This is a genomic window from Streptomyces sp. NPDC003247, from assembly GCF_042888135.1.
Classification (GTDB): Bacteria; Actinomycetota; Actinomycetes; order Streptomycetales; family Streptomycetaceae; genus Streptomyces.
This window is the reverse complement of the sequence record NZ_JBIAPF010000022.1, coordinates 41,046-61,353: the sequence shown is the minus strand read 5'-3', so window position 1 is coordinate 61,353 and position 20,308 is coordinate 41,046. Positions and strand designations below refer to the sequence as shown.

At 73.5% G+C, this 20,308-nt stretch carries 14 protein-coding genes and 1 pseudogene; 10 read left to right on the top strand and 5 right to left on the bottom strand.

The features are described from left to right. The first annotated feature begins 78 nt into the window (after positions 1-78). Genes ACFYWQ_RS41775 through ACFYWQ_RS41765 form a run of 3 tightly spaced genes read left to right on the top strand, consistent with a single transcriptional unit; the run spans position 79 to position 2,545 of the window. Complete coding sequence (locus ACFYWQ_RS41775; RefSeq protein WP_389525572.1) at positions 79-882, top strand: alpha/beta fold hydrolase; 804 nt, start codon at positions 79-81, stop codon at positions 880-882. After that, entirely contained in the window at positions 882-2,216 is a 1,335-nt protein-coding gene (locus ACFYWQ_RS41770) for a PP2C family protein-serine/threonine phosphatase (protein WP_389525539.1), read from the top strand. The genes ACFYWQ_RS41775 and ACFYWQ_RS41770 overlap by 1 nt, the downstream gene beginning before the upstream one ends. Beyond that, entirely contained in the window at positions 2,216-2,545 is a 330-nt protein-coding gene (locus ACFYWQ_RS41765) for an STAS domain-containing protein (protein ID WP_389525536.1), read from the top strand. The genes ACFYWQ_RS41770 and ACFYWQ_RS41765 overlap by 1 nt, the downstream gene beginning before the upstream one ends. A 78-nt stretch (positions 2,546-2,623) precedes the next feature. On the opposite strand, the gene ACFYWQ_RS41760 is transcribed toward ACFYWQ_RS41765, so the two are convergent. The 3 genes from ACFYWQ_RS41760 to ACFYWQ_RS41750 all read right to left on the bottom strand — a co-directional run bounded on the left by ACFYWQ_RS41760 (position 2,624) and on the right by ACFYWQ_RS41750 (position 6,123). Next, positions 2,624-3,160 (bottom strand): 2'-5' RNA ligase family protein, encoded by a 537-nt coding sequence (locus ACFYWQ_RS41760; protein ID WP_389525533.1) that lies wholly within the window; start codon positions 3,158-3,160, stop codon positions 2,624-2,626. Between the two features lie 381 nt (positions 3,161-3,541). Continuing rightward, complete coding sequence (locus ACFYWQ_RS41755) at positions 3,542-5,269, bottom strand: glycoside hydrolase family 43 protein (protein WP_389525529.1); 1,728 nt, start codon at positions 5,267-5,269, stop codon at positions 3,542-3,544. Positions 5,270-5,406: 137 nt separating this feature from the next. Next, positions 5,407-6,123, bottom strand: a complete 717-nt coding sequence (locus tag ACFYWQ_RS41750) for a TetR/AcrR family transcriptional regulator (protein WP_389525526.1) — start codon at positions 6,121-6,123, stop codon at positions 5,407-5,409. 180 nt (positions 6,124-6,303) lie between these two features. Here ACFYWQ_RS41750 and ACFYWQ_RS41745 point away from each other — a divergent pair, with 180 nt between their 5' ends. The 3 genes from ACFYWQ_RS41745 to ACFYWQ_RS41735 all read left to right on the top strand — a co-directional run bounded on the left by ACFYWQ_RS41745 (position 6,304) and on the right by ACFYWQ_RS41735 (position 11,120). Continuing rightward, a complete protein-coding gene (locus ACFYWQ_RS41745) occupies positions 6,304-7,908 on the top strand; it encodes a CocE/NonD family hydrolase (RefSeq protein WP_389525569.1) in 1,605 nt (534 codons plus the stop codon). Positions 7,909-8,178: 270 nt separating this feature from the next. Beyond that, a complete protein-coding gene (locus ACFYWQ_RS41740) occupies positions 8,179-9,003 on the top strand; it encodes a hypothetical protein (protein ID WP_389525523.1) in 825 nt (274 codons plus the stop codon). 119 nt (positions 9,004-9,122) lie between these two features. Beyond that, on the top strand, positions 9,123-11,120 hold the full coding sequence (locus ACFYWQ_RS41735; protein ID WP_389525520.1) for an NAD-binding lipoprotein: 1,998 nt from the start codon (positions 9,123-9,125) through the stop codon (positions 11,118-11,120). Between the two features lie 480 nt (positions 11,121-11,600). Here ACFYWQ_RS41735 and ACFYWQ_RS41730 read toward each other — a convergent pair. After that, positions 11,601-12,527, bottom strand: a pseudogene (locus ACFYWQ_RS41730) (LysR substrate-binding domain-containing protein); the annotation flags it as partial. Positions 12,528-12,623: 96 nt separating this feature from the next. On the opposite strand from ACFYWQ_RS41730, the gene mdlC reads away from it, so the two are divergent. The 4 genes from mdlC to ACFYWQ_RS41710 all read left to right on the top strand — a co-directional run bounded on the left by mdlC (position 12,624) and on the right by ACFYWQ_RS41710 (position 18,483). After that, positions 12,624-14,204 (top strand): benzoylformate decarboxylase, encoded by a 1,581-nt coding sequence (gene mdlC / locus ACFYWQ_RS41725; protein ID WP_389525517.1) that lies wholly within the window; start codon positions 12,624-12,626, stop codon positions 14,202-14,204. A gap of 43 nt (positions 14,205-14,247) precedes the next feature. Beyond that, positions 14,248-15,702 carry a benzaldehyde dehydrogenase gene (locus ACFYWQ_RS41720; RefSeq protein WP_389525515.1) on the top strand — a complete coding sequence of 485 codons (1,455 nt, stop codon included), beginning with the start codon at positions 14,248-14,250 and terminating at the stop codon, positions 15,700-15,702. A 258-nt stretch (positions 15,703-15,960) separates the two neighbouring features. Then, positions 15,961-17,217: an MFS transporter gene (locus ACFYWQ_RS41715; protein WP_389525512.1), complete on the top strand. Its 1,257-nt coding sequence runs from the start codon at positions 15,961-15,963 to the stop codon at positions 17,215-17,217. Positions 17,218-17,406: 189 nt separating this feature from the next. Continuing rightward, entirely contained in the window at positions 17,407-18,483 is a 1,077-nt protein-coding gene (locus tag ACFYWQ_RS41710) for a tyrosine-protein phosphatase (protein WP_389525509.1), read from the top strand. A 71-nt stretch (positions 18,484-18,554) separates the two neighbouring features. On the opposite strand, the gene ACFYWQ_RS41705 is transcribed toward ACFYWQ_RS41710, so the two are convergent. Next, positions 18,555-20,117: a polysaccharide lyase family 1 protein gene (locus tag ACFYWQ_RS41705; protein WP_389525506.1), complete on the bottom strand. Its 1,563-nt coding sequence runs from the start codon at positions 20,115-20,117 to the stop codon at positions 18,555-18,557. Positions 20,118-20,308: the final 191 nt, after the last annotated feature.

The window sequence follows — 20,308 nt, the reverse complement described above, 5'->3', positions numbered from 1 at the left end:
GGCGGGCACGCACCGGCCTCCGCCCGGGGAGATCACCGCCCGTCCGGGTGATCCGCCGTGGATGGGAGGATGGCGGGCATGGACATGCGGCGCAGGAACAACGTGACGGTGACCGGCCGTCCGGACGGGCCGACGGTCGTCCTGGCCCACGGCTTCGGGTGCGACCAGAACATGTGGCGCCTGATCGTTCCGGCCCTGGCCGGCCGCTACCGGGTGGTGCTCTTCGACTACGTCGGCTCCGGTGGTTCGGACCTGTCCGCCTGGAGCACCGAGCGCTACTCGTCCCTGGACGGCTACGCCCAGGACGTGGTGGAGGTCTGCGACGAGCTGGGTGTCGAGCGGGCGGTGTTCGTGGGGCACTCGGTCAGCGCCATGGCCGGCGTCCTGGCGGCGCGGGCGGCGCCCCGGCGGATCGGGGCGCTGGTGATGGTGGCTCCCTCCCCGCGCTACGTCGACGACGACGGCTACCGCGGCGGCTTCACCGCGGACGACGTCGACGAGCTGCTGGAGTCACTGGAGTCGAACTACCTGGGCTGGTCGTCCGCGATGGCCCCGGTCGTCATGGGCAACCCGGAGCGGCCCGAGCTGGGCCAGGAGCTGACCAACAGCTTCTGCGCGACCGACCCCGACATCGCCCGGGTCTTCGCCCGCACCACGTTCCTGTCCGACAGCCGCGAGGACCTGAAGCACGTGCGGGTGCCGACGCTGGTGCTGGAGTGCCTCCACGACGTGATCGCGCCCCGCGAGGTCGGCGCGTTCGTGCACGCCGCGATCCCCTCCTCCCGCCTGGTCACCCTCGACGCCACCGGCCACTGCCCCCAGCTGAGCGCCCCGCAGGCCACCGCGGAAGCGATCCTGGAGTTCCTGGAGTCACTGAAGTGATGTGCCGGACGGGCTCGAACCCCGATCCCTCCGGGACCGGGGACAGGGCCGGGACCGACGCGGTGTTCACCGCCCTGCTGGAGGACAGCGCCGAGGAACTGTACGAGGCGGCTCCCTGCGGATACCTGTCCACCCTGATGGACGGCACCATAGCCAAGATCAACTCGACGCTGCTCGGCTGGCTCGGCAGGGAGCGTGACGCCGTGGTGGGGCGGCTGCGCTTCACCGACCTGCTCACCGTCGGCGGCAAGCTGTACCACGAGACGCACTTCGCGCCGCTGCTGCGGATGCGGGGCGAGGTCAACGGCATCGCCCTCGACATGAGGGGCGACGGCGGACGCAGGCTGCCGGTGCTGATCTCCTCCACCGTCAAGCACGGCGTCGGGGGCGAGCCGCTGCTCATCCGCACCACCGTCTTCGACGCGTCCGACCGGCGCGCGTACGAAGAGGAACTCCTGCGCCGCAAGCAGGAGGCGGAGCAGGCGCGGGCCGAGGCCGAGCAGGCGCGCGCGGAGGCGGAGGAAGCGCGCCGGCAGGCCGAGGCCGACCGGGCCCGGCTGGCCGACGCCCTGGCCGTGCTCCAGCAGTCGCTGCTGCCCACGTCGCTGCCGGTGGTGCCCGGGATGGAGACGGCCGTCTACTACCACACCGCCTCCGTGGACCGGCTGGGCGGCGACTTCTACGACCTGTTCCCCATCGACGGCACCCGCTGGGGTTTCTTCCTCGGGGACGTGTGCGGCAAGGGGCCCCAGGCAGCGGCGCTGACCTCGCTGACCCGCTACACCCTGCGTGCCGCCGCGCTGCACGACCCCGAGCCGGCCACCGCGCTGGCCACGCTGAACGCCGTCCTGCACGAGCGCTACACCGCCGGCGGCGATCCCCGCTACTGCACCGCCGTCTTCGGCGTCGTCCGCACCGGCTCCGGCCACCCCGTCGTCCGCCTCGCGTCCGGCGGGCATCCCCCGGCCCTGGTGCTGCGGGCCGACGGGAGCGCCGCGTACCTGCCCACGCCCGGCGGCATGCTCGTCGGCGTCCTGCCCGACGCCCCGTTCACCACCGCCGAGACCACCCTCGCGCCCGGCGACACGCTCCTGCTCTACACCGACGGCCTCACCGAGGCGCGCACCGGCCCCTCGCGCGACAGCCTGTACGGCGAGGACGCGCTGCACGCCTTCGTCACCGCCCACGCCCCCTGCACCGCCCACGGAACGGTCACCGCACTGACGGGGCTGCTGGACGGCTTCGGCGACGGCCTCGACGACGACACCGCCCTGCTCGCCCTCGGCGTACCCGCCGCTCGCCCGCAGCCCCACCCTGCAACGAACACTGACTGATGAGCCCCCTGAGCATCACCGACCGAAACGCCGCCACCGGCCCCGTCGTGCACGTCGCCGGCGACCTCGACCACACCCACGCCACCGCACTGCGGCAGCGCGTCGAACGCCTCACCCTGCGGCCGGGGCAACGCCTGGTGGTCGACCTGACCGGTCTGGAGTTCTGCGACTCCAGCGGCATCACCGCGCTCCTCGCCGCCCGCCAGCACGCCCTGGCCGCCGGGGCCGACCTCGTCCTGGCCGCCGTCCCCTCCAACACCCTGCGCATCCTGGCCATCGTGGGCCTCGACCGGGTCTTCACCATCCATCCCGACGCCCCCACCGCCTGAACGACGCCCGGTCCCCCGGCGGACGCCCACCGTGCCGACCGGCCCGCGGCCGGTGGGCGTGGGGCGGTACGTCGTCCGTCAGGGGCCGCTGCCGCCGCCGAGGTGTTCGACGGTACGGGTTACGGAGTCGTAGCTGCGGGCGTGGGTGAGCGTGCCGTCCCAGGGGTCGGACAGAGCGGCCGGCAGGAGATGGTCGGGCCACCACGCCGAGGCGCGGGACGACCGGCCCAGGGTCAGGTGCGGGACCCATCTCCCCGGGGCGTGCAGGGGGTTGAGGCGGCCGGTGGCGTGGGCGCCGAGCACGTCCCACACCTGCCGGTGCAGCCGGGTCAGTCCCGCGTCCGGGTCGACTCGCCAGGCCAGGACCCGGGTGCGCCCGGGGAAACGGAGCAGCCCGTCGAGCCGGAGCGGGGCGGGCAGGCCGTCGAGGGTCGCCGCGAGCGCCGCCCTGACGGGGGGATCGAGGTCGTCGCACGTCGCCAGGGTCAGGTGCGGCCGGTTGGTCGGGTGCCGGTGACCGGCGAGGCTGGGCAGACCGGCGGCGTCGATCCCGCGCCACATCTCCCGGACGTGCAGCTCGGTGGTGGCGTCGGGCAGCAGTTCCACGGTGCGCACGGCGTCAGCCTACGGCGGGGGGCGGGGCCGGGGGGCGACGACGCCGTCGGGCCACGCGGGAGGGGTGACGGTGACGACGGAGCGGCCCGGGGGGACGTAGGGTCTGCGCGGCCTTGCGGTCGACGGCGCCGCAGGGCCTGCGCGGCCTTGCGGTCGACGGCGCCGCAGGGCCTGCGCGGCCTTACGGTCGACGGCGCCGCAGAGTCTGCGCGGCCTTACGGTCGACGGCGCCGCAGAGTCTGCGCGGCCTTACGGTCGACGGCGCCGCAGGGCCTGCGCAGCCTTACGGTCGACGACGTCGCAGGGGCTGCGGCACCGTCGGGTCCACCGCGTCGCACGGGCTGCGGCACCGCCAGGTCCGCCCCGTCGTACGGTCCGTCGTCACACGGAGGCCGCCCGGGAAGGTTCCCGTCCATCGCGTACCGCTTCCGCCGCTTCGTCGTCCGTCCCCGTGCTCCGGAAGACCGCCTCGTCGAAGTCGGCCGGCCGGCCACGGCCTTCCAGGTCCCACACCCACAGCCCGGCGAAGGCCCCGGTGAAGCCCAGGGAGCGGATCCGCCCGTCCACGAACTCCTCGGCGTGCTCGTCCGACAGCACGGCCGCGTCCAGGGGTGAGCCGATGGAGCGCCAGCCCCGGCCGGTGTCGTGGCGGAAGGTGAGCCGGCGTCCTGCGAGGTCGAGGCCCAGGCGGAGGCGGGTCAGGTCGCCGAGCGGCTCCTGGCCGGCCTCGTCCACCGTCAGCGAGCCCCGGTCGCAGGCCGCCACCCGCAGCACCGCCTGTCCTTGGTCGTCGGCGGTGACGTGCAGGAAGTACCAGTTGCGGGAGTTGTAGTAGGCGGTGATGCCCGCCAGGTGCTGGAAGCCGTGGGGCCGGAACTCCATCGTGGCTTCGAGCGTGCAGTGCGGGGAGGTGACCCGCCGGGCGACCAGGCTGGCGCCGGTCAGGCTCTGCGGGGAGCGTCCGCCCCGCAGCCGCAGGTGCGAGGGGCGTTCGGTGAGGGTGCACCAGTCGGGTGTGGCGGGACGGCGCAGAGTGGACCAGTGGGGGCCGAGGACGGGCGCGTCGAACCCCTCGACGTCCCCCGTGCTCCCCGTGTCCCCCGTGCTCCCCGTGTCTCCCGTGGGCTCGTCGCCGTCCTCCGGGGGCGGGGGTCCGGCCGCGGGCAGGGCGGGGGCCGGTATGACGAGCGCGGGCGCCCCGGTCGGGGTGCGCGGCCATCCTTCGGGGGTCCAGGTGACGGGCGCCAGAGCGGTCTCGCGGCCCAGGACGCACGGCCCGCGGCGGCCGTAGGGCCGGGCCACCAGGTAGGCCAGGTACCACTCACCGGTGCGTGTCTCGACCAGGCTGCCGTGGCCGGCCTTCTGCAAGGGTAGGCCGGGATCGTGCCGCGCGGTGATGAGCGGGCCGGCCGGATCGCGCTCGTAGGGTCCGGTCAGGTGACGCGACCGGGCGACGGTGACCTGGTGCTCGTACCCGGTTCCGCCGTCCGCGGTGAGCAGGTAGTACCACTCGCCGCGCCGGTAGAGGTTCGGTCCCTCGATCCACCCGGCCTGCGGCGGCAGGACGACGGGCACCGGGTCCCCGACGAGACGGCGCGAGGAGCGGTCGTAGCGCGTGGCTTCCAGGCCCGCCGAACCGCCGTGGCCGGGGCGCCAGTCGTGCACCAAATTCAGCAGTCGGCTCTCCGCGCCGTCGTGGAAGAGCGAGGCGTCGAATCCGCGGGCGTGCAGCGGGACCGGGTCCGACCACGGTCCCTCGATCGACGGGGCGGTGATCAGGTGGTTGGGGCTGTCGGTGAAGCCTTCCGCGTAGGTGGAGACGTTGCTGTACACCAGGTGGAAGAGGCCGTCGACATGGGTGAGGTTGGGGGCCCACACCCCGCCGGAGTCCGGGCAGCCGGTCAGGTCCAGCAACCGGGCCTCGTCCAGTGCGCCGCCCAGTGGCCGCCAGTGCACCAGGTCCCGGGAGTGGTGCAGCCGCACGCCGGGGAACCACTCGAACGTCGAGGTCGCCAGGTAGAAGTCGTCCCCCACCCGCACGAGGGACGGGTCGGGGTGCGAGCCGGGGAGGATCGGATTGCGGACGACCCGGCTGGTGTGCTGCGGCATGCGTTCCCTCAGGAGTACGGACGGTCCGGCGGGACGGCCGCAAGATCGGCGGCCGGTCCCCGTCGGACCGTAGTGTCGAACGCGGATATCGACAACGGGTCCGTCCCCGGCCCAAGGGGTGCCTGACGTGTGCGGGGTCAGGTCGTGTCGAGGCCGTCGATCAGGCGGTTGAGGAACCGGGTGAAGGTGGCTTCGGGGGTGAGGGGGCGTCCGGGGGCCGAGAGGGCCTCGGCGAGTTCCGGGTGGTGGCCGTCGGCGGCGACGGCGGCGAGGTAGCGGGCTTCGGCCGCTCCCCGGTCGGTGGTCCGCGCGGTCGCGGCCTGGGCGATCTCATGGCCGACGTGCCCGGCCACGAAGGCGGTGAGCTGGGCGAAGATCTCCAGCTTCGCCGCACCGTCCAGTCCGGTGGGTCTCAGGGCGGCGAGGGCGCGCTCCAGGAAGGCCAGGGTGCGGGGGCCGGGGGTGCGGCGGGTGGACAGGGCGGCGGGCAGCCAGGGGTGTCGCAGCATGAGGTCGCGCTGGAGGCGGGCGACGGCCTTCAGGTCGGCTCGCCAGTCGCCGGTGAGCGGGTCCGTCGTCGGCAGTTCCCCGCTGACGTGGTCGACCATCAGTTCCAGCAGTGTCTCCTTGTCGGGGGCGTAGCTGTAGAGCGACATGACGCCGGCTCCGACCTCGGCCGCGACCCGCCGCATGGTGACCGCTTCGAGTCCCTCGGCGTCCGCGAGGGTGACGGCCGCCGCCGTGATCGCCTCACGGCTGAAGGAGGGCCGACGGCCCCTGCGCGGCTCGTCGGGCCGCAGCCAGAGCCGTGCGGGGTCGACGCCCGTGGTACCGGGCTCTCCGTCTCGGGGCACGGTCTCGCGCTCCTTCCCCTGGCTGTCGCGGCGTTCCTTGCCGGGATCATCCAAGCATCCCTTATTCTCGTACACCGTACGGAATAAAGGAGGGGAACAATGCCGTCACGCATGCCCGACACCGCGGCCGGGCCACCCTGGGTTCCACCGGCCGGCAGGCCGCCGCTGTCCTCGCGGATGATGCGGGCGACCTGGCGAGGCCTTCCGGCGAAACGGCACACCGTGGGATGGGAACCTGGGCTGGTGGTGCCGGCCGACGACGGCAGCCCGCTGATCACCGACCACTACTTCCCGCGCGCGGACGGCGACTTCCCCACCCTCCTGGTCCGTTCGCCCTACGGCCGCGGTCTGCCGTGGTCGCCCCAGTACGGCCTGCTCTTCGCCGAACAGGGCTTCCACGTGGTCCTCCAGAGCTGCCGCGGCACCGGCAGTTCGGGCGGTACGTTCGACCTGTGGCGCAACGAGGCCGCCGACGGACGGGCCACGGTGTCGTGGCTGCGCGAGCAGCCCTGGTTCGACGGAACACTGGGGACCGTCGGCCCCAGCTACCTGGGCTACGTGCAGTGGGCCCTCGCCCTGGACCCGCCGCCGGAACTGAAGGCGATGGCGGTGCAGGTGGGCCTGCACGACCCCTACGCGCTGTTCTACGCCGACGGTGCCCTGCGCCTGGAACACGCCCTCGCCGTCGGTGTGGGCATGACCTGTCAACACCAGGGCATGGCACCGTTCCTGAGGGCGACGCTGCGGCTGCAACGCCGCCTGCACGACGTCACTGCCGCCCAGCCCCTGCGCGGGGCACACGTGTCCGCCCTCGGGGTCGAGGTGCCCTGGCTGGACGACGTCATGACACACCCGGACGCCGAGGACGTGTACTGGCGCGGTGCGTCGGCGGCGGAGGCGGCGGAGCGGCTCCGCGTGCCCACGAGTCTGGTCACCGGACGGCACGACGTACTGCTCGACCAGACCCTCGAGCAGTACGACCGGCTGCGTCGGGCGGGATGCGGGACCGCCCTGCTCGTCGGCCCCTGGACCCACACCTCCGCCCTGCGACAGGGATGGCCCGAGGTGTTCGCCGAGAGCCTCGCGTGGCTGCGCGCCCACCTGTGCGCCGACCCCTCCGGCCTGCGCCCGACCGCGGTGCGCGTGCACATCGGTGGCGAGAACACCTGGCGGGACCTCGACACGTGGCCGCCGGCCGCGGCCACCACCTCGTGGTACCCCGCCCCGGGCGGGTACCTCACCCGGCAGACCCCCACGGACTCCGCGCCGCTGACGTCGTTCCGCCACGACCCGGCCGACCCGACCCCGTCCGTAGGCGGCCCTCTGCTCTCCCGCACCGCGGGCCCTCGGGACAACCGCGCCCTGGAGGGCCGCGCCGACGTCCTGACGTTCACCGGTCCCCCGCTGACCGAGCCCCTGGACCTCCTGGGCCCGGTCTCCGCACGGCTGAGCATCTCCACGGACACCGGCCACACCGACGTCTTCAGCCGTCTGTGCGACGTGGACCCGCAGGGCCGCTCCGTCAACCTCTGCGACGGGCTGGGCCGGCTCCGGACCGCCGAGCACGGGCTCGCGCACGTCACCGTGCCGATGAGCGCCACCGCCCACCGCTTCGCCGTCGGTCACCGCATACGCTGGCAGATCAGCGCGGGCGCCCATCCGCGCTACGCCCGCAATCCCGGCACCGGGGAATCGCCGGTGGACGCCACCACCTTCGTACCGGTGCGCATCACACTGCACACGGACTCGGCTCTGACGCTCCCCCGGGGTTCCGGACTCACCTGATCCTCCCGGTGACATCGGTCCCGGCGCACACACCTACGAACTGATGCGCGGCGAAGGGCTGCTTCCGTGGTGACGTGGGGGGCTCGGGACAAGTCCGGGCTGTCGTTGGGGAGAACATCCGCCCCGCTCATCCGTAATATCGGTACGACACGGCATGCAGCAGCAACTGCCGCGAGCCGCGGCACCTGTGGAAAGGGTGCGCGACGGATGTCGCACGGGGCACGGGGTTCCGACCCGTCGCCCGTGGGCCCATGAAGGAGCGTGAGGATCATGTCCGACGTCACGACCGCGTCAAACGGGGTGACCTCCCAGTACGCCGCCCAGGTGGCGGGGGACTTGGAGCGCAACCTCAAGGAGCAGGAACGCATCGCCGGTGAGATCGCCGTGCTCCAGGGGCAGTTGGCGGCCCTGGAACAGGACCGTTCCGTGCTGCTCAACGTCCAGCAGGCTCTCGGCGTCGAGCCCGCCGTGCCACCGGCGGCGGCAGTCGCGGTGGAACCGGCGGCGGCCGCACCGGGACCGGTCGCCGAGGTGCCCGCACCCCGCGGGAAGAAGCAGCCCGCGACGGGCACCGCCCAGCGGAAGAGGACCGGGAAGTCCGCCCCGCCGGCCCGCAAGCAGGACGGCAGGAAGAAGGCGGCCCGGACGACGACCGCCCGGACGACCGAGGCCGGCGCGACGACCGCCCCGACCACCGAGGCCCGTGCGACGACCGCCCGGACGACCGGAGCCGGTACGACGGCCGCCGAGCCGGCCAAGCCCTCGCTGGTCTCCCTGGTCCGCGAGCACCTGGCCGGCCAGAACGAGCCCCGCTCCGCGGCCGAGATCGCCCAGTGGCTGGACAAGCACCACCCCGAGCGCGGCATCAAGACGACCGTGGTGCGCAGCACCCTCGAAGGGCTGGTCGCCAGGAACCAGGCCCACCGCAGCAAGCAGGGCACGTCCGTCTTCTACACCTCCCCCGACGCACCCGAACCGGCCGCCGACCACAAGCAGGAGCCGGAGCAGGAGAAGGGTCAGGAACAGGGGACGGAGCGGGGACAGGCACAGGCACAGGCACAGGACCAGGGGCAGGGGCAGGAGCAGTCCGGCTGAGGACTCGGTCTCGGCCGAGGCGGCCCGAAAGGATGAATGACCCGCTGACACGGCGTGTCGCGGACCCGGGATCAGCACGCTTCGACCCGGGAACGTGAGACGGGTGTCGGGAGGCGCGTGTGGCAGGGCGGCAGCGGCCGAGTTCGCTACGGGACCGAGCCCGTTACCTGTTCGACAGGACACTGGCGCGCAGTACGGGCACACTGCTCGGCTGGCTGGCCGTGTGCTGCCTGTCCGTCGTCGTCCCCCTCAGCACCCTGCTGGTGTGGACCGACCCCGACGCGCCCCGGTCGCTGTCCGGTCGGCTCACGGCCGTGTGGCGCACCAGCGCGGAGACCCTCCGCCTGGGCGGGGTGACCGGCGCGCCGCTGCGCATGCTGCTCTCCGCGGTGCTCGGGCTGATCGCCCTGCTGTGCGTGTCGACGCTGGTGGGGGTGGTGACCACGGGGCTCGGTGACCGGGTGGCCGAGCTGCGGCGGGGGCGCTCGACGGTGCTGGAGCGGGACCACGCCGTCGTCCTCGGCTGGTCGGACCAGGTGTTCACCGTGGTCGGTGAGCTGATGGCCGCGCGCGCCGACCGGGGGCGGGGTGTGGTCGCCGTGCTCGCCGACCGGGACACGGCCGAGATGGAGGCGGCGCTGGCCGCCGTGCCGGGCGTCGCCGGCAGCGCCCGCCTGGTCTGCCGCACCGGCGCGCTGACGGACCCCGCGGCCCTCGGGCTGGTCACCCCGGCCGCGGCGGGGGCGGTGCTGGTGCTGCCGTCGGAGCGCGCGGGCGCCGACGTGGAGGTCGTCCGCGTCCTGCTGGCGCTGCGGGCGCTGCACGGCGGCACGGTGGCCGGGCCGCCGGTGGTGGCCGCCGTGCGGGACGCACGCTATCTGCCGGCCGCGCGGCTGGCCGCCGGTCCGCGGAGCACGGTCCTGGAGACCGAGCTGACCGCGGCTCGGATGCTGGTGCAGTCGGCCCGGCGGCCCGGACTGTCGGCGGCTCTGCGTGACCTCCTGGACTTCGACGGGGCCGAGTTCCACCTGGTAGACGCCCCGGAACCGGCGGGTCTGTCCATGGCGGAGGCCGCGCTGCGCTTCGAGGCGTCCTGTGTCGTGGGGCTGCTGCGGGCCGACGGCCGGCCTCTGCTCGGACCGGCGCCGGACATTGTCCTCGGCAGCGGGGAGCGGCTGGTCGTCGTCGCCCACGACGACCTCGCCGAGGTGCCCACCGACTGCCGTGAGCTCGTCGACCCGACGGCCGTGGCGTCGTCGGCACCGCGGCCCGACGGGCCGTCGCGCACCCTGATGCTCGGCTGGAACCGGCGCGCGCCGCTGGTCGTCGACCTCCTGCGCCGGACCGCCCGGCCGGGATCGGTCCTCGACGTGGTCGGCGCGGCGGACACCGGTCCCGTACCGGCGCGGCCCGCCGGCCTGGCGGACGCGGAACCGCTCACCGTCACGCACCACGCCGGCGACCCGGTCGGTCCCGAAACCCTGCGTGCGCTCGACGTGTTCGGCTACGACAGCGTCCTCGTGCCGGTGCCGGACGCGGACACGGGCCCCGAACGGCCCGACGACCGCACCCTGCTGACCCTGCTGGTCCTGCGGTCGTTGGAGGAGGAGACGGGCCGGGCGCTGCCGGTGGTGGCGGAACTGAGCGACCCCCGCAGCCGGGCCCTGGCCCCGCTCGGGCCGGCGTCCGACGCGATCGTCCGGGGCGAGCTCACCGCACTGCTGATGACGCAGATCTCCCACAACCCGGCGCTGGCACCGGTGTTCGAGGCGCTGTTCGCCGGCCGGGACGGCGGGCTCGCCCTGCGCCCGGCCGGACACTACGTACTGCCGGGCCGTGAGGCGTCGTTCGCGACCGTCGTCGCGGCCGCCCTCGAACGCGGTGAGTACGCGATCGGCTACCGCGTCCACCGCCCGCACACCGCGCACCGTGACGACGAGCTGCGGCTGTGCCCCGGCAAGGCCGAACGGCGCGAGTGGGGTGCCGAGGACGAGGTCCTCGTGCTGACGCCGACCGCCGGTGGGCCCGGCGTCACGGACGCCCGGCACGACGGGCTGCCCGCGATGCGGCGGCACCACGAAGGGGACGACTCGCCGTCCGGTGTGCCGACGGGGTGAGGCGTGGTACGCGGCGGGCGGGCGGGCACGCGGGACGGGCGCGGCGCCGCGCGGGACCCGTCGGCCCCGGCCCACTGCCTCGGTGAACTCGGTGAGCGCCGAGCCGGGCGGTACCGGGCGGCCCGCCGGCATGGGGCAACCCGACGGCATGGGGCAACCCGACGGTGCCGAGCGACCCGACGGCACGAGGCGGCCCCGGCGGTGCCAAGCGGCCTCCGGCGGCATGCGGCGGCCCTGCCGCACTGAGCGACGTCGGGCCACAACAAGCGTCCTGCGGCGCCGAGTTCAGCCCCGCGGCACCGCAACCCGCACCCCACCCCCTGCACCGTCCTCGGCACCTTCGCCGCCCTCGCCGCCCTCACCGTCCTCGGCACCTTCGCCCCCCTCGCCGTCCTCGCCGTCTTCGAGGCCATTCGCCTCGGTCCCCCCGCCGCCAGCCGTCGCCTCGGGTCCGGGCATGTGGAGCGCGCCGTCGGGAGCGGCGGCGGGCGGCAGTTGGGACGGGCTCACGAGTTCGCCCAGCACCTCGGCCATGAAGCGGACCAGCCACCGCTGCGAGGAACTGCGCGAGGACTCGTGCCGGGCGTAGAGCGCCACCTCGATCGGCTCGGTCTCGAAGGGCAGCCGGACCAGGCGCACGCGGTGGGAGGCGCTGAAGACCTCCGCCACGTACTCCGGGACGATGGCGATCAGGTCGGTCTGCTCCAGCACGTAGGGCAGCGTCGAGAAGCGGGTGGCGTCGACGACGACGCGGTCCAGCAGCCCGTGCGAGGCGAGGACCGCGCGGGGCAGGACGTGTCCGCTGGGACCGTAGACGGTCGCGTGCCGCTCCGCCGCGAGCTGTTCCGCCGTGACCGAGCGGCCCCGGATCCGGGGGTGGTCGGCGGCGACCATGGCGACGTAACGCTCCTGGAAGAGCGGGATGCGCACCGTCCGGTGCGAAGTCAGCACCGGGGTGGCCACGAACGCGTCCAGTTCGCCGCGCCGCAGCTGGCTCTCGGCCTCGTCGACGTCGAACGGGCGGACCGCGAACGACACCCGGGGGGCGCGCTCGCGGGCCGCGGCCAGCAGCCGCGGCAGCAGGGTCGTCTCGCCGAGGTCCGACAGGGCGAGCGTGAACCGTCCCGACATGGTCATGGGGTCGAAGTCGTCGGACTGGCGGATCGTCGCGTCGATGTCGGCCAGGGCGCGCTGCAACGGCTCGTAGAGCCGGCGGGCGCCCGCGGTCGGGGTCAGTCCCCGCCCGGTGCGCCGGAACAGCTCGTCGCCGAAGTGCCGGCGCAGCTTGGCCAGGCTGTAGCTGACGGTGGGCTGGGTGACGTGGAGGGTGTCCGCGGTGGCCGTGACACTGCCCGTCTCGTACAGCAGGACGAAGACGCGGGCCAGGTTGAGGTCGAAGCTCCTCATATCGACCGAGTCTATATCGCGGATCCACAACATCTATTGGCGCCCCTCTGGGGTGCTGCCTAGCGTGTCCCGGGTCACCCGGAAAGGAAGGTCCCGTTGCCCTCCGTACGTCATGTCTCCCACGCGTTCCTGCAGCGTCAGGGCCTCACCACCGTGTTCGGCAACCCCGGCTCCAACGAGCTGCCCTTCCTCGCCGAGCTCCCCGACTCCTTCCGGTACGTCCTCGGTCTGCACGAGGGCGCCGTGGTCGGCATGGCGGACGGTTACGCCCAGGCCACCGGCCGCCCGGTGCTGGTCAACCTGCACGCCGCCTCGGGCTCCGGGAACGCGATGGGCACGCTGACGAACGCCGTGGCCTCCCGGACACCGCTGGTGATCGTGGCCGGTCAGCAGGTGCGGTCGGCCATCGGCCCGGAGTCCCACCTGTCCATCGTCGACGCGCCCGCGCTGATGAAGCCGCTCGTCGGCTGGGCCGCGGAGCCGGCGTGCGCCCAGGACGTTCCGCGCGCGCTCGCGCAGGCCGTCTTCGAGGCACGTCTCCAGCGGCGGCCCACGTTCCTGTCCGTGCCGTACGACGACTGGGCCGCCGACGCCGGGGACAACAGCGCGGCCGTGCTGGACCGGCAGGTGCGGCGCTGCTCCGCGCCCGGTCCGGACCAGGCCGACGCGCTCGTCGAGCAGGTACGCGCCGCCCGCCGGCCCGCGCTCGTGCTGGGCGGCGACATCGACTCGGCCGGGCTGTTCGACGACGCCGTGCGGCTCGCCGAGCGGCTGGAATGCCCGGTGTGGGCGGCGCCCTCGCTGTTCCGCCTGCCCTTCCCCAACCGGCATCCTCAGTTCCGCGGGGTGCTGCCGGCGGGGATCGCGCCGGTGGCGAAGGCGTTCGAGGGGCACGACCTCGTGCTCGTCCTCGGGGCGCCGGTGTTCCGCTACCACGAGTACCTGCCCGGCCGGTACCTGCCCGAGGGCACCCGGCTGCTCCAGGTGACCGACGACGCCTCCGCCGTGGCGCGGGCGCCGATGGGCGAGGCGCTGGTCGCCGACCCCGCCGCCGTCATCGAGCTGCTGGTGGAGGCCCTGGACGCGCCCGCCGCGCCGACGGCGGCGTACCGGCCGGTGCCCGAGCCGCCCGGTGCCCGGGGTCCGCTGCTCCACCCCGAGCAGGTCTTCGCCGCGCTGCGCGACGAGCTGCCCGAGGACACCTCCTACGTCGTCGAGTCCACCTCCACGAACGCCGCGTGGTGGCGGCAGATGGACCTGCGCCGGCCCGGCTCCTACTACTTCCCGGCGGCCGGCGGGCTCGGCTTCGGCCTGCCCGGCGCGGTCGGCGTCGCCCTGGCCCGGCCCGACCGGCCGGTCGTGGGCGTCATCGGGGACGGCTCGGCCAACTACGGCATCACCGCCCTGTGGACGGCCGCGCAGCACCGGGTGCCCGTGACGATCGTGCTGCTGCGCAACGGGACGTACGGCGCGCTGCGCTGGTTCGGCGATCTGCTCGGCGTGCCGGACGCGCCCGGCATGGACATCCCGGGGATGGACTTCACCCGCATCGCGGAGGGCTACGGAGTCAGCGCCCGGCACGCCGGTGACGTCGAGGAACTGCGCGCCGTACTGGCCGAGCGGCCGGACGGTCCGCGGCTGGTGCAGGTCGACACCGCTCTGACCACCCCCTCCTGACCGGCCTCCCGACCGACCTTCCACACGAGGAAAGGCACAGCTCATGACACTCCTGGACAGCGCCGTCTGGGGCAAGAGGTTCTTCAGCGACGGCTGGCGGGACGCCGTCCACGCGTATCCGGTCGTCGAGCCCGCGACCGGGGACCAGCTCGGCACCGTGGGCCTGGCCACGGCCGAGGACGCGGGCCGCGCCGCCGCCCGCGCCGCCGAGGCCCAGCGGGACTGGGCGGCGACGTCCCCGCAGCGGCGGGCCGCCGTGCTGCGCCGCGCGGGCGAGCTGTTCACCCGGTACGCCGCCGAGGTCGGGGAGTGGCTGGTGCGGGAAGCCGGCTCGGTGCGGTCCAAGGCGGACTTCGAGGTGGGGCTCGCGGTGGGCGAGTGCTTCGAGTGCGCCGCGCTGCCCACGCACCCGCAGGGCGAGGTGCTCACCTCGGAGGAGGCCCGCTGGTCGTTCGCCCGACGCCGGCCGGCCGGCGTCGTCAGCGTGATCGCGCCGTTCAACTTCCCCCTCATCCTCGGTCTGCGCTCGGTGGCGCCGGCGCTCGCGCTCGGCAACGCCGTGCTGCTGAAGCCCGACCCGCGCACCGCGGTGAGCGGCGGTGTCGTCATAGCGCGGATCTTCGAGGAGGCCGGGCTGCCGCCGGGCGTCCTGCACCTGCTGCCCGGCGACGGCTCGGTCGGCCGGGCCGTCGTCGAGGCGCCCGAGGTCCGGGTCGTGTCGTTCACCGGCTCGACCCCCGTCGGGCGGGCCATCGGCGAGCAGGCCGGGCGGCTGCTGAAGCGGGCCCACCTGGAGCTGGGCGGCAACAACGCCCTCGTCGTGCTGCCCGGCGCGGACGTGGACAAGGCGGCCTCCGCGGGCGCGTTCGGCTCCTACCTGCACCAGGGGCAGATCTGCATGACGACCGGCCGCCACATCGTGCACGAGTCGCTGCTGGAGGAGTACACGGCGGCGCTCGCCGCGAAGGCCGGGGCGCTGCCGGTGGGCGACCCCGCCCGTGAGGACGTGGCGCTCGGCCCGATCATCGACCGGCGCCAGCTGGAGCGGGTGCACGGCATCGTCACCGACAGCGTCGCGGCGGGCGCGACCCTCGTCGCGGGCGGCGAGATCGTCGGCAACGGGTACCGGGCCACCGTCCTGAGCGGGCTGACCACCGACATGCCCGCGTGGCGTGAGGAGATCTTCGGTCCCGTGGCGCCCGTCATCGGCTTCTCCACGGTCGAGGAGGCCGCGCGGATCGTCGACGACTGCGAGTACGGGCTGTCCGTGGGTATCCTCGGCGACGTCGGTACGGCGATGAGGCTGGCCGACCTGATCGACTCCGGCAAGATCCACATCAACGAGCAGACCGTGGGCGACGAGCCCAACGCGCCGTTCGGCGGTGTCAAGGCGTCCGGGACCGGATCCCGGTTCGGCGGCGCCGCCGCCAACGTCGAGGCCTTCACCGAGACCCAGTGGGTGACGGTCCGCCCGGACATCGCCGACTACCCCTTCTGAACCCGCTCAGCTCCCGCGCGGGCCCGTGGCGTCCACGGCCCGCGCGGCACCGGCTCCCCCGTGAGCCGTCACCCCCTGCGGCCCGCCGGCGCTCGCTTCCCCGCGAGCCGTCACCACGGCGGTCCGCCGCAGCTCGCTCCCCGGCGAGCCGTCACCACGACGGATCAGGGGTTCCGCCGTCCTTCCGGCCGCCGGACCCCCGCTTTCCGTCAGCCGCACACCCCGTCCTCCGTAGCCGCCCTTGGGGGGAATGCCGTCATGGCCTCCACCACCACGTCCGCCACATCCGCACAGACCGGCAGAGCCGGCCGCAACGCCTGGACGGTGATCCTGTGCTGGATCACCGTCCTGCTCGAGGGCTACGACCTCGTCGTCCTCGGCGCCATCATCCCGACGCTGCTCAAGACCCACCACCTCGGCATGACCGCCGCCGACGCCACGACCATCGCGACGCTGTCGCTCGTGGGTGTCGCCGTCGGAGCCGTCCTGGTGGGTCCGCTCGCCGACCGGCTGGGCCGGCGTCTGCTGCTCATCGGCTCGGTGGTCGTGTTCTCGCTGTTCACGATCCTGGTGCCGCTGGCGGACTCCGTCACGATGTTCGCGTTGCTCCGTCTCGTCGCCGGTCTGGGCCTGGGCGCCTGCATGCCGGTGTCGCTGACGATGATGGCCGAGCACATGCCGGCCGGCCGCCGGGCCCGGGCCAGCACGCTCACCATGACCGGCTACCACACCGGTGCGGTCATCACCTCGCTGCTGGCCCTCCAGGTGACCGACAACTGGCAGGTCCTCTTCTACATCCTGGGCGTGGTGGGCTTCCTCGTCGCCGCCGTCCAGTGGTTCCGCCTGCCGGAGTCGGAGGCGTTCGTGCAGGCCAAGCAGGTGAGCGGCGACCGGCGGGTTCCGTTCACGGAGCTGCTGAAGCCCGCCTACCTCCGTGCGGGCATCGGCGTCTGGCTGGCCTCGTTCATGGGTCTGCTGCTGGTCTACGGCCTCAACACCTGGCTGCCCAAGCTGATGAACGACGCCGGCTATCCCGTGCCCACGGCCGTCACCCAGCTCCTCGTGCTCAACCTCGGCGGTGTCGTCGGTCTGGTGCTCGGCGGGTTCGTCGCCGACCGGCGCGGCATCAAGGGCACCGCCCTGGCCTGGTTCGGGGCGGCGGTGCTGATGCTGGCGTGCCTGAGCGTCAAGATGGACAGCGACCTGCTGCTCAACACGGTCGTCTTCTTCACCGGCGTGTTCGTCTTCTCGGCCCAGGTCCTCGTCTACGCCTACGTCACGCAGTACTACCCGGCCGCCATCCGCGGCACCGCCCTCGGCTCGGCGTCCGGCATCGGCCGCATCGGCTCGATCATCGGCCCGTCGATCACCGGCGCCCTGGTCGCCGCCGGCATCGGCCACCCGTGGGGCTTCTACTTCTTCGCCGTGGTCGCGGTCCTCGGTCTGCTGGCGGTGCTGACGCTGCCGCGCACGGCGGAGCACGCCGAGGCCGAGGCCCCGACGACCGGCGGCTGAGCGGCCCGCCCCTCCTCGGCGGCCCGGACCCCTCCCCCGGGGTCCGGGCCGCCGTGCGTGTGCGGGGGCCGGTCGGGTCGGTGCGCACGGGGCGTCATGGGGGCGTCGGCCAGAGCATGGCATCGGGACGACGACGGCACTTCGGGGACTGTTCACCTCCGGCTTCCCTCCGTGGCGAACGATCCGGCCATGACTCACATGACACACGTCAGGACGGCCGCGCGCGCCCTGACGGCGGCCGCCGTGCTCGCGGGCGTCGCCGCCCCCGCCGCCGTCGCGGCCCCGGCGTCCCGCCAGAGCGCCTCGGAGCGCATCCCCTTCACGGCTGCCGAGGTCACCGCCCAGGACGACGGCTCGTACCGCATCACCTGGGAGGCGCCGGGCGTGCGGCGCGTCGCCGTCCGCGCGGGCGGGCGTACCGTCGCCACCGGCGGCCCGACCGGTTCGGTCACGGTCAGGGGCCTGGCCGCCGCCGACCGGCAGTGGTTCGACCTGGTGCCCGACCGGGGCGGCAGGCTGCGCCTGGCCGACCGGCTGATCAAGCTCGACGGCGCCGTCAACTTCCGTGACGCGGGCGGCTACCGCACCGCCGACGGCCACTGGGTGAAGATGGGCGTCGTCTACCGTTCGGACGCGCTGAACAACCTCACCGACGCCGACCTCGCCAAGCTCAGGCGGCTCGGTCTGTCCGTCGACTACGACCTGCGCATGACGTCCGAGCGGACCGCGGCGCCGGACCGGCTGCCCACCGGTGTGCGCTACGTGGTGGCCAACGTCAGCGGCGACGCGGCGGGCGGCGGCTACACGATGCCCACCACCGCCGAGGGCGCCGCCCAGATGATGATCGCCGGCGAGAAGGCGATGGTGAGCGGCGAGACGGCGAAGGCCGCCTACTCCACGGTCTTCGACGGCATCACCGCCGACGCCGACGGCTCGCTGTACCACTGCACCGCGGGCAAGGACCGCACCGGCTGGGCCAGTGCCACCCTGCTCACCGCCCTCGGGGTGCCGCGTGGGACGGTCATGCGGGACTACCTGGCCTCCAACGACTACCGTGCCGAGGCCAACGCCGCCGCCCTCGCGGCCCTGCCGGCCGACCAGGCCGCCGTCTACAAGCCGCTGCTCGACGTCCGCGCCGAGTACCTCAACTCCGGGTTCGACGAGGTCGAGGACGCGTACGGCTCGTTCACCGCGTACGAGAAGAACGCCCTCGGCCTGGACGCCGAGGACGTCAGGAAGCTGAAGTCCCGGTTGCTGGTGGGCTGACGGCCGACGGGAACCGTCACTCGAACGGGCCGCGGTTCGAGTGACGGTCACCGTCGTGCCGTCGGGGACCCCTACTGGTCGTAGGTCTCGAACTCGGCGACCTTCGGCGTGGCGGTCGAGCCGGTGATGTCGAAGGTGACCTTGCTGAGGGAGGTGCGCGGGAACGAGATGGTCCCCGCCCCGCTGCCGGAGGTCAGGACGGCGCCGGTGTCGGCGTTGAGGACCCGCCAGGACCCGATGGCGCCCTCGGACCCGGACGCCTCCCGGATGACGATGGTGGAGACGGCGGTGGCCGAGCCCCACTTGATGGAGATGGAACCGGTCGAGCCGGTCGGCGACCAGTAGGTGCTCAGGTCACCGTCGCGCACATTGCCGTAGCTGGTGCCACTGGCCTTGCTGGAGCCGTCGGAGCCGGCGCCCAGGCTGAGGTTGGTGCCGCTGGGCTGGGTCGCGCTCGACGTGGGAGTGGGCGTGGGCGTCGCGGAGGTGGCCGTGGCGGTCGGGGTCGGGGTGGACGTCGGTGTCTGCACCGTGCAGTTGCCGTCCGACACCTGGAGCCCGGTGCCGGCGCCCGCCGTCCGGCTGACGACGTCCGGTACGCAGGCGGCGGCGTCGAGCGTGTACGCGTAGGGGATGCTGACGGTGGTGTTGGACTGCGGGTCGGGCCCGGCCGGGTTGTTCTCCTCGCCTGCCTCGGACCAGGTCACGTTGTCGAAGACGTTGCCGCTGACCTGCCAGTAGCCGGCCTCGTCGGTGTAGAAGGTGCCCAGGACGTCCTTGGAGTCCTCGAAGTAGTTGTTGTCCACCTTGGCGCGGGCCCCGGCACGGGAGTTGATGCCGGACTCGTTGAGGCTCACGTAGTGGTTGTTGTAGATGTGGGCGATACCGCCGCGCAGCAGCGGCGTGCGGGAGTCGATGTTCTCGTAGAGGTTGTGGTGGAACGTGACGTAGCCGTTGGTGAGGTCGCTCTCGCTGGACCCGATGAGGCCGCCCCGGCCGGAGTTGCGCAGGATGCTGTACGACAGCGTCACGTACTGGGTGTTGTCCTTCATGTCGAAGAGGCCGTCGTAGCCCTCGGACTCACCGCCCGACGCCTCCAGGGTCGTGTGGTCGACCCAGACGTTGCGGACGTCGCTCTCCATGCCGATGGCGTCCCCGCCGTTGGACGTGGGCGAGCCGGACTTCTTGACGTTCTTGACCGTCACGTTCTGGATGATGATGTTGCTGGCCTCGCGGATGTGGATGCCGAGCTGGTCGAAGACGGCACCGCTGCCGACGCCGACGATCGTGACGTTGCTGATCTGCTTGAGCTCGATCACCCCGTCGGCGGTGTTGCAGCTGTCGCCCGACACCTTGGCCGTGTTGCCGTGGTTAATGGTGCCCTCGACCTCGATGGTGATCGGGGTGGTGCTGTCGGCCCGTCCGCACAGAGCCGCATGGATCTCGGTGCCCGTGGTGGCCCGTACCGTCTCGCCGCCCGCGCCGCCGGTCGTTCCGCCGTTCTGGGTGGCGTAGCCGGTGGCGCTGCCGGTCGCCGCCGACGCCTCGGGCATCGACAGCGTCACTCCGACCGCGGCCGCGATGGCCAGGGCGGCCGAGGCGGCGGAGAGTCTCAGTGCGACTGGTCGTCTCATCGTGCGTCTCCTGATCCGTCTTCGAACATGGGGAGGTGCTGCGGTACGCCGACCTCGCGTCGGCTGTCCGGGGCGGCTGCCGGATCGGCAGGGGACCTCGTGTCCCGGGCGGCCCGGCGGGGCCGGTGGGGCCGGTCGCCGGGCAGGCCGAAGTCGGCCCTGGTGCGGATGGCTCTGTCGACGCGCCCGGG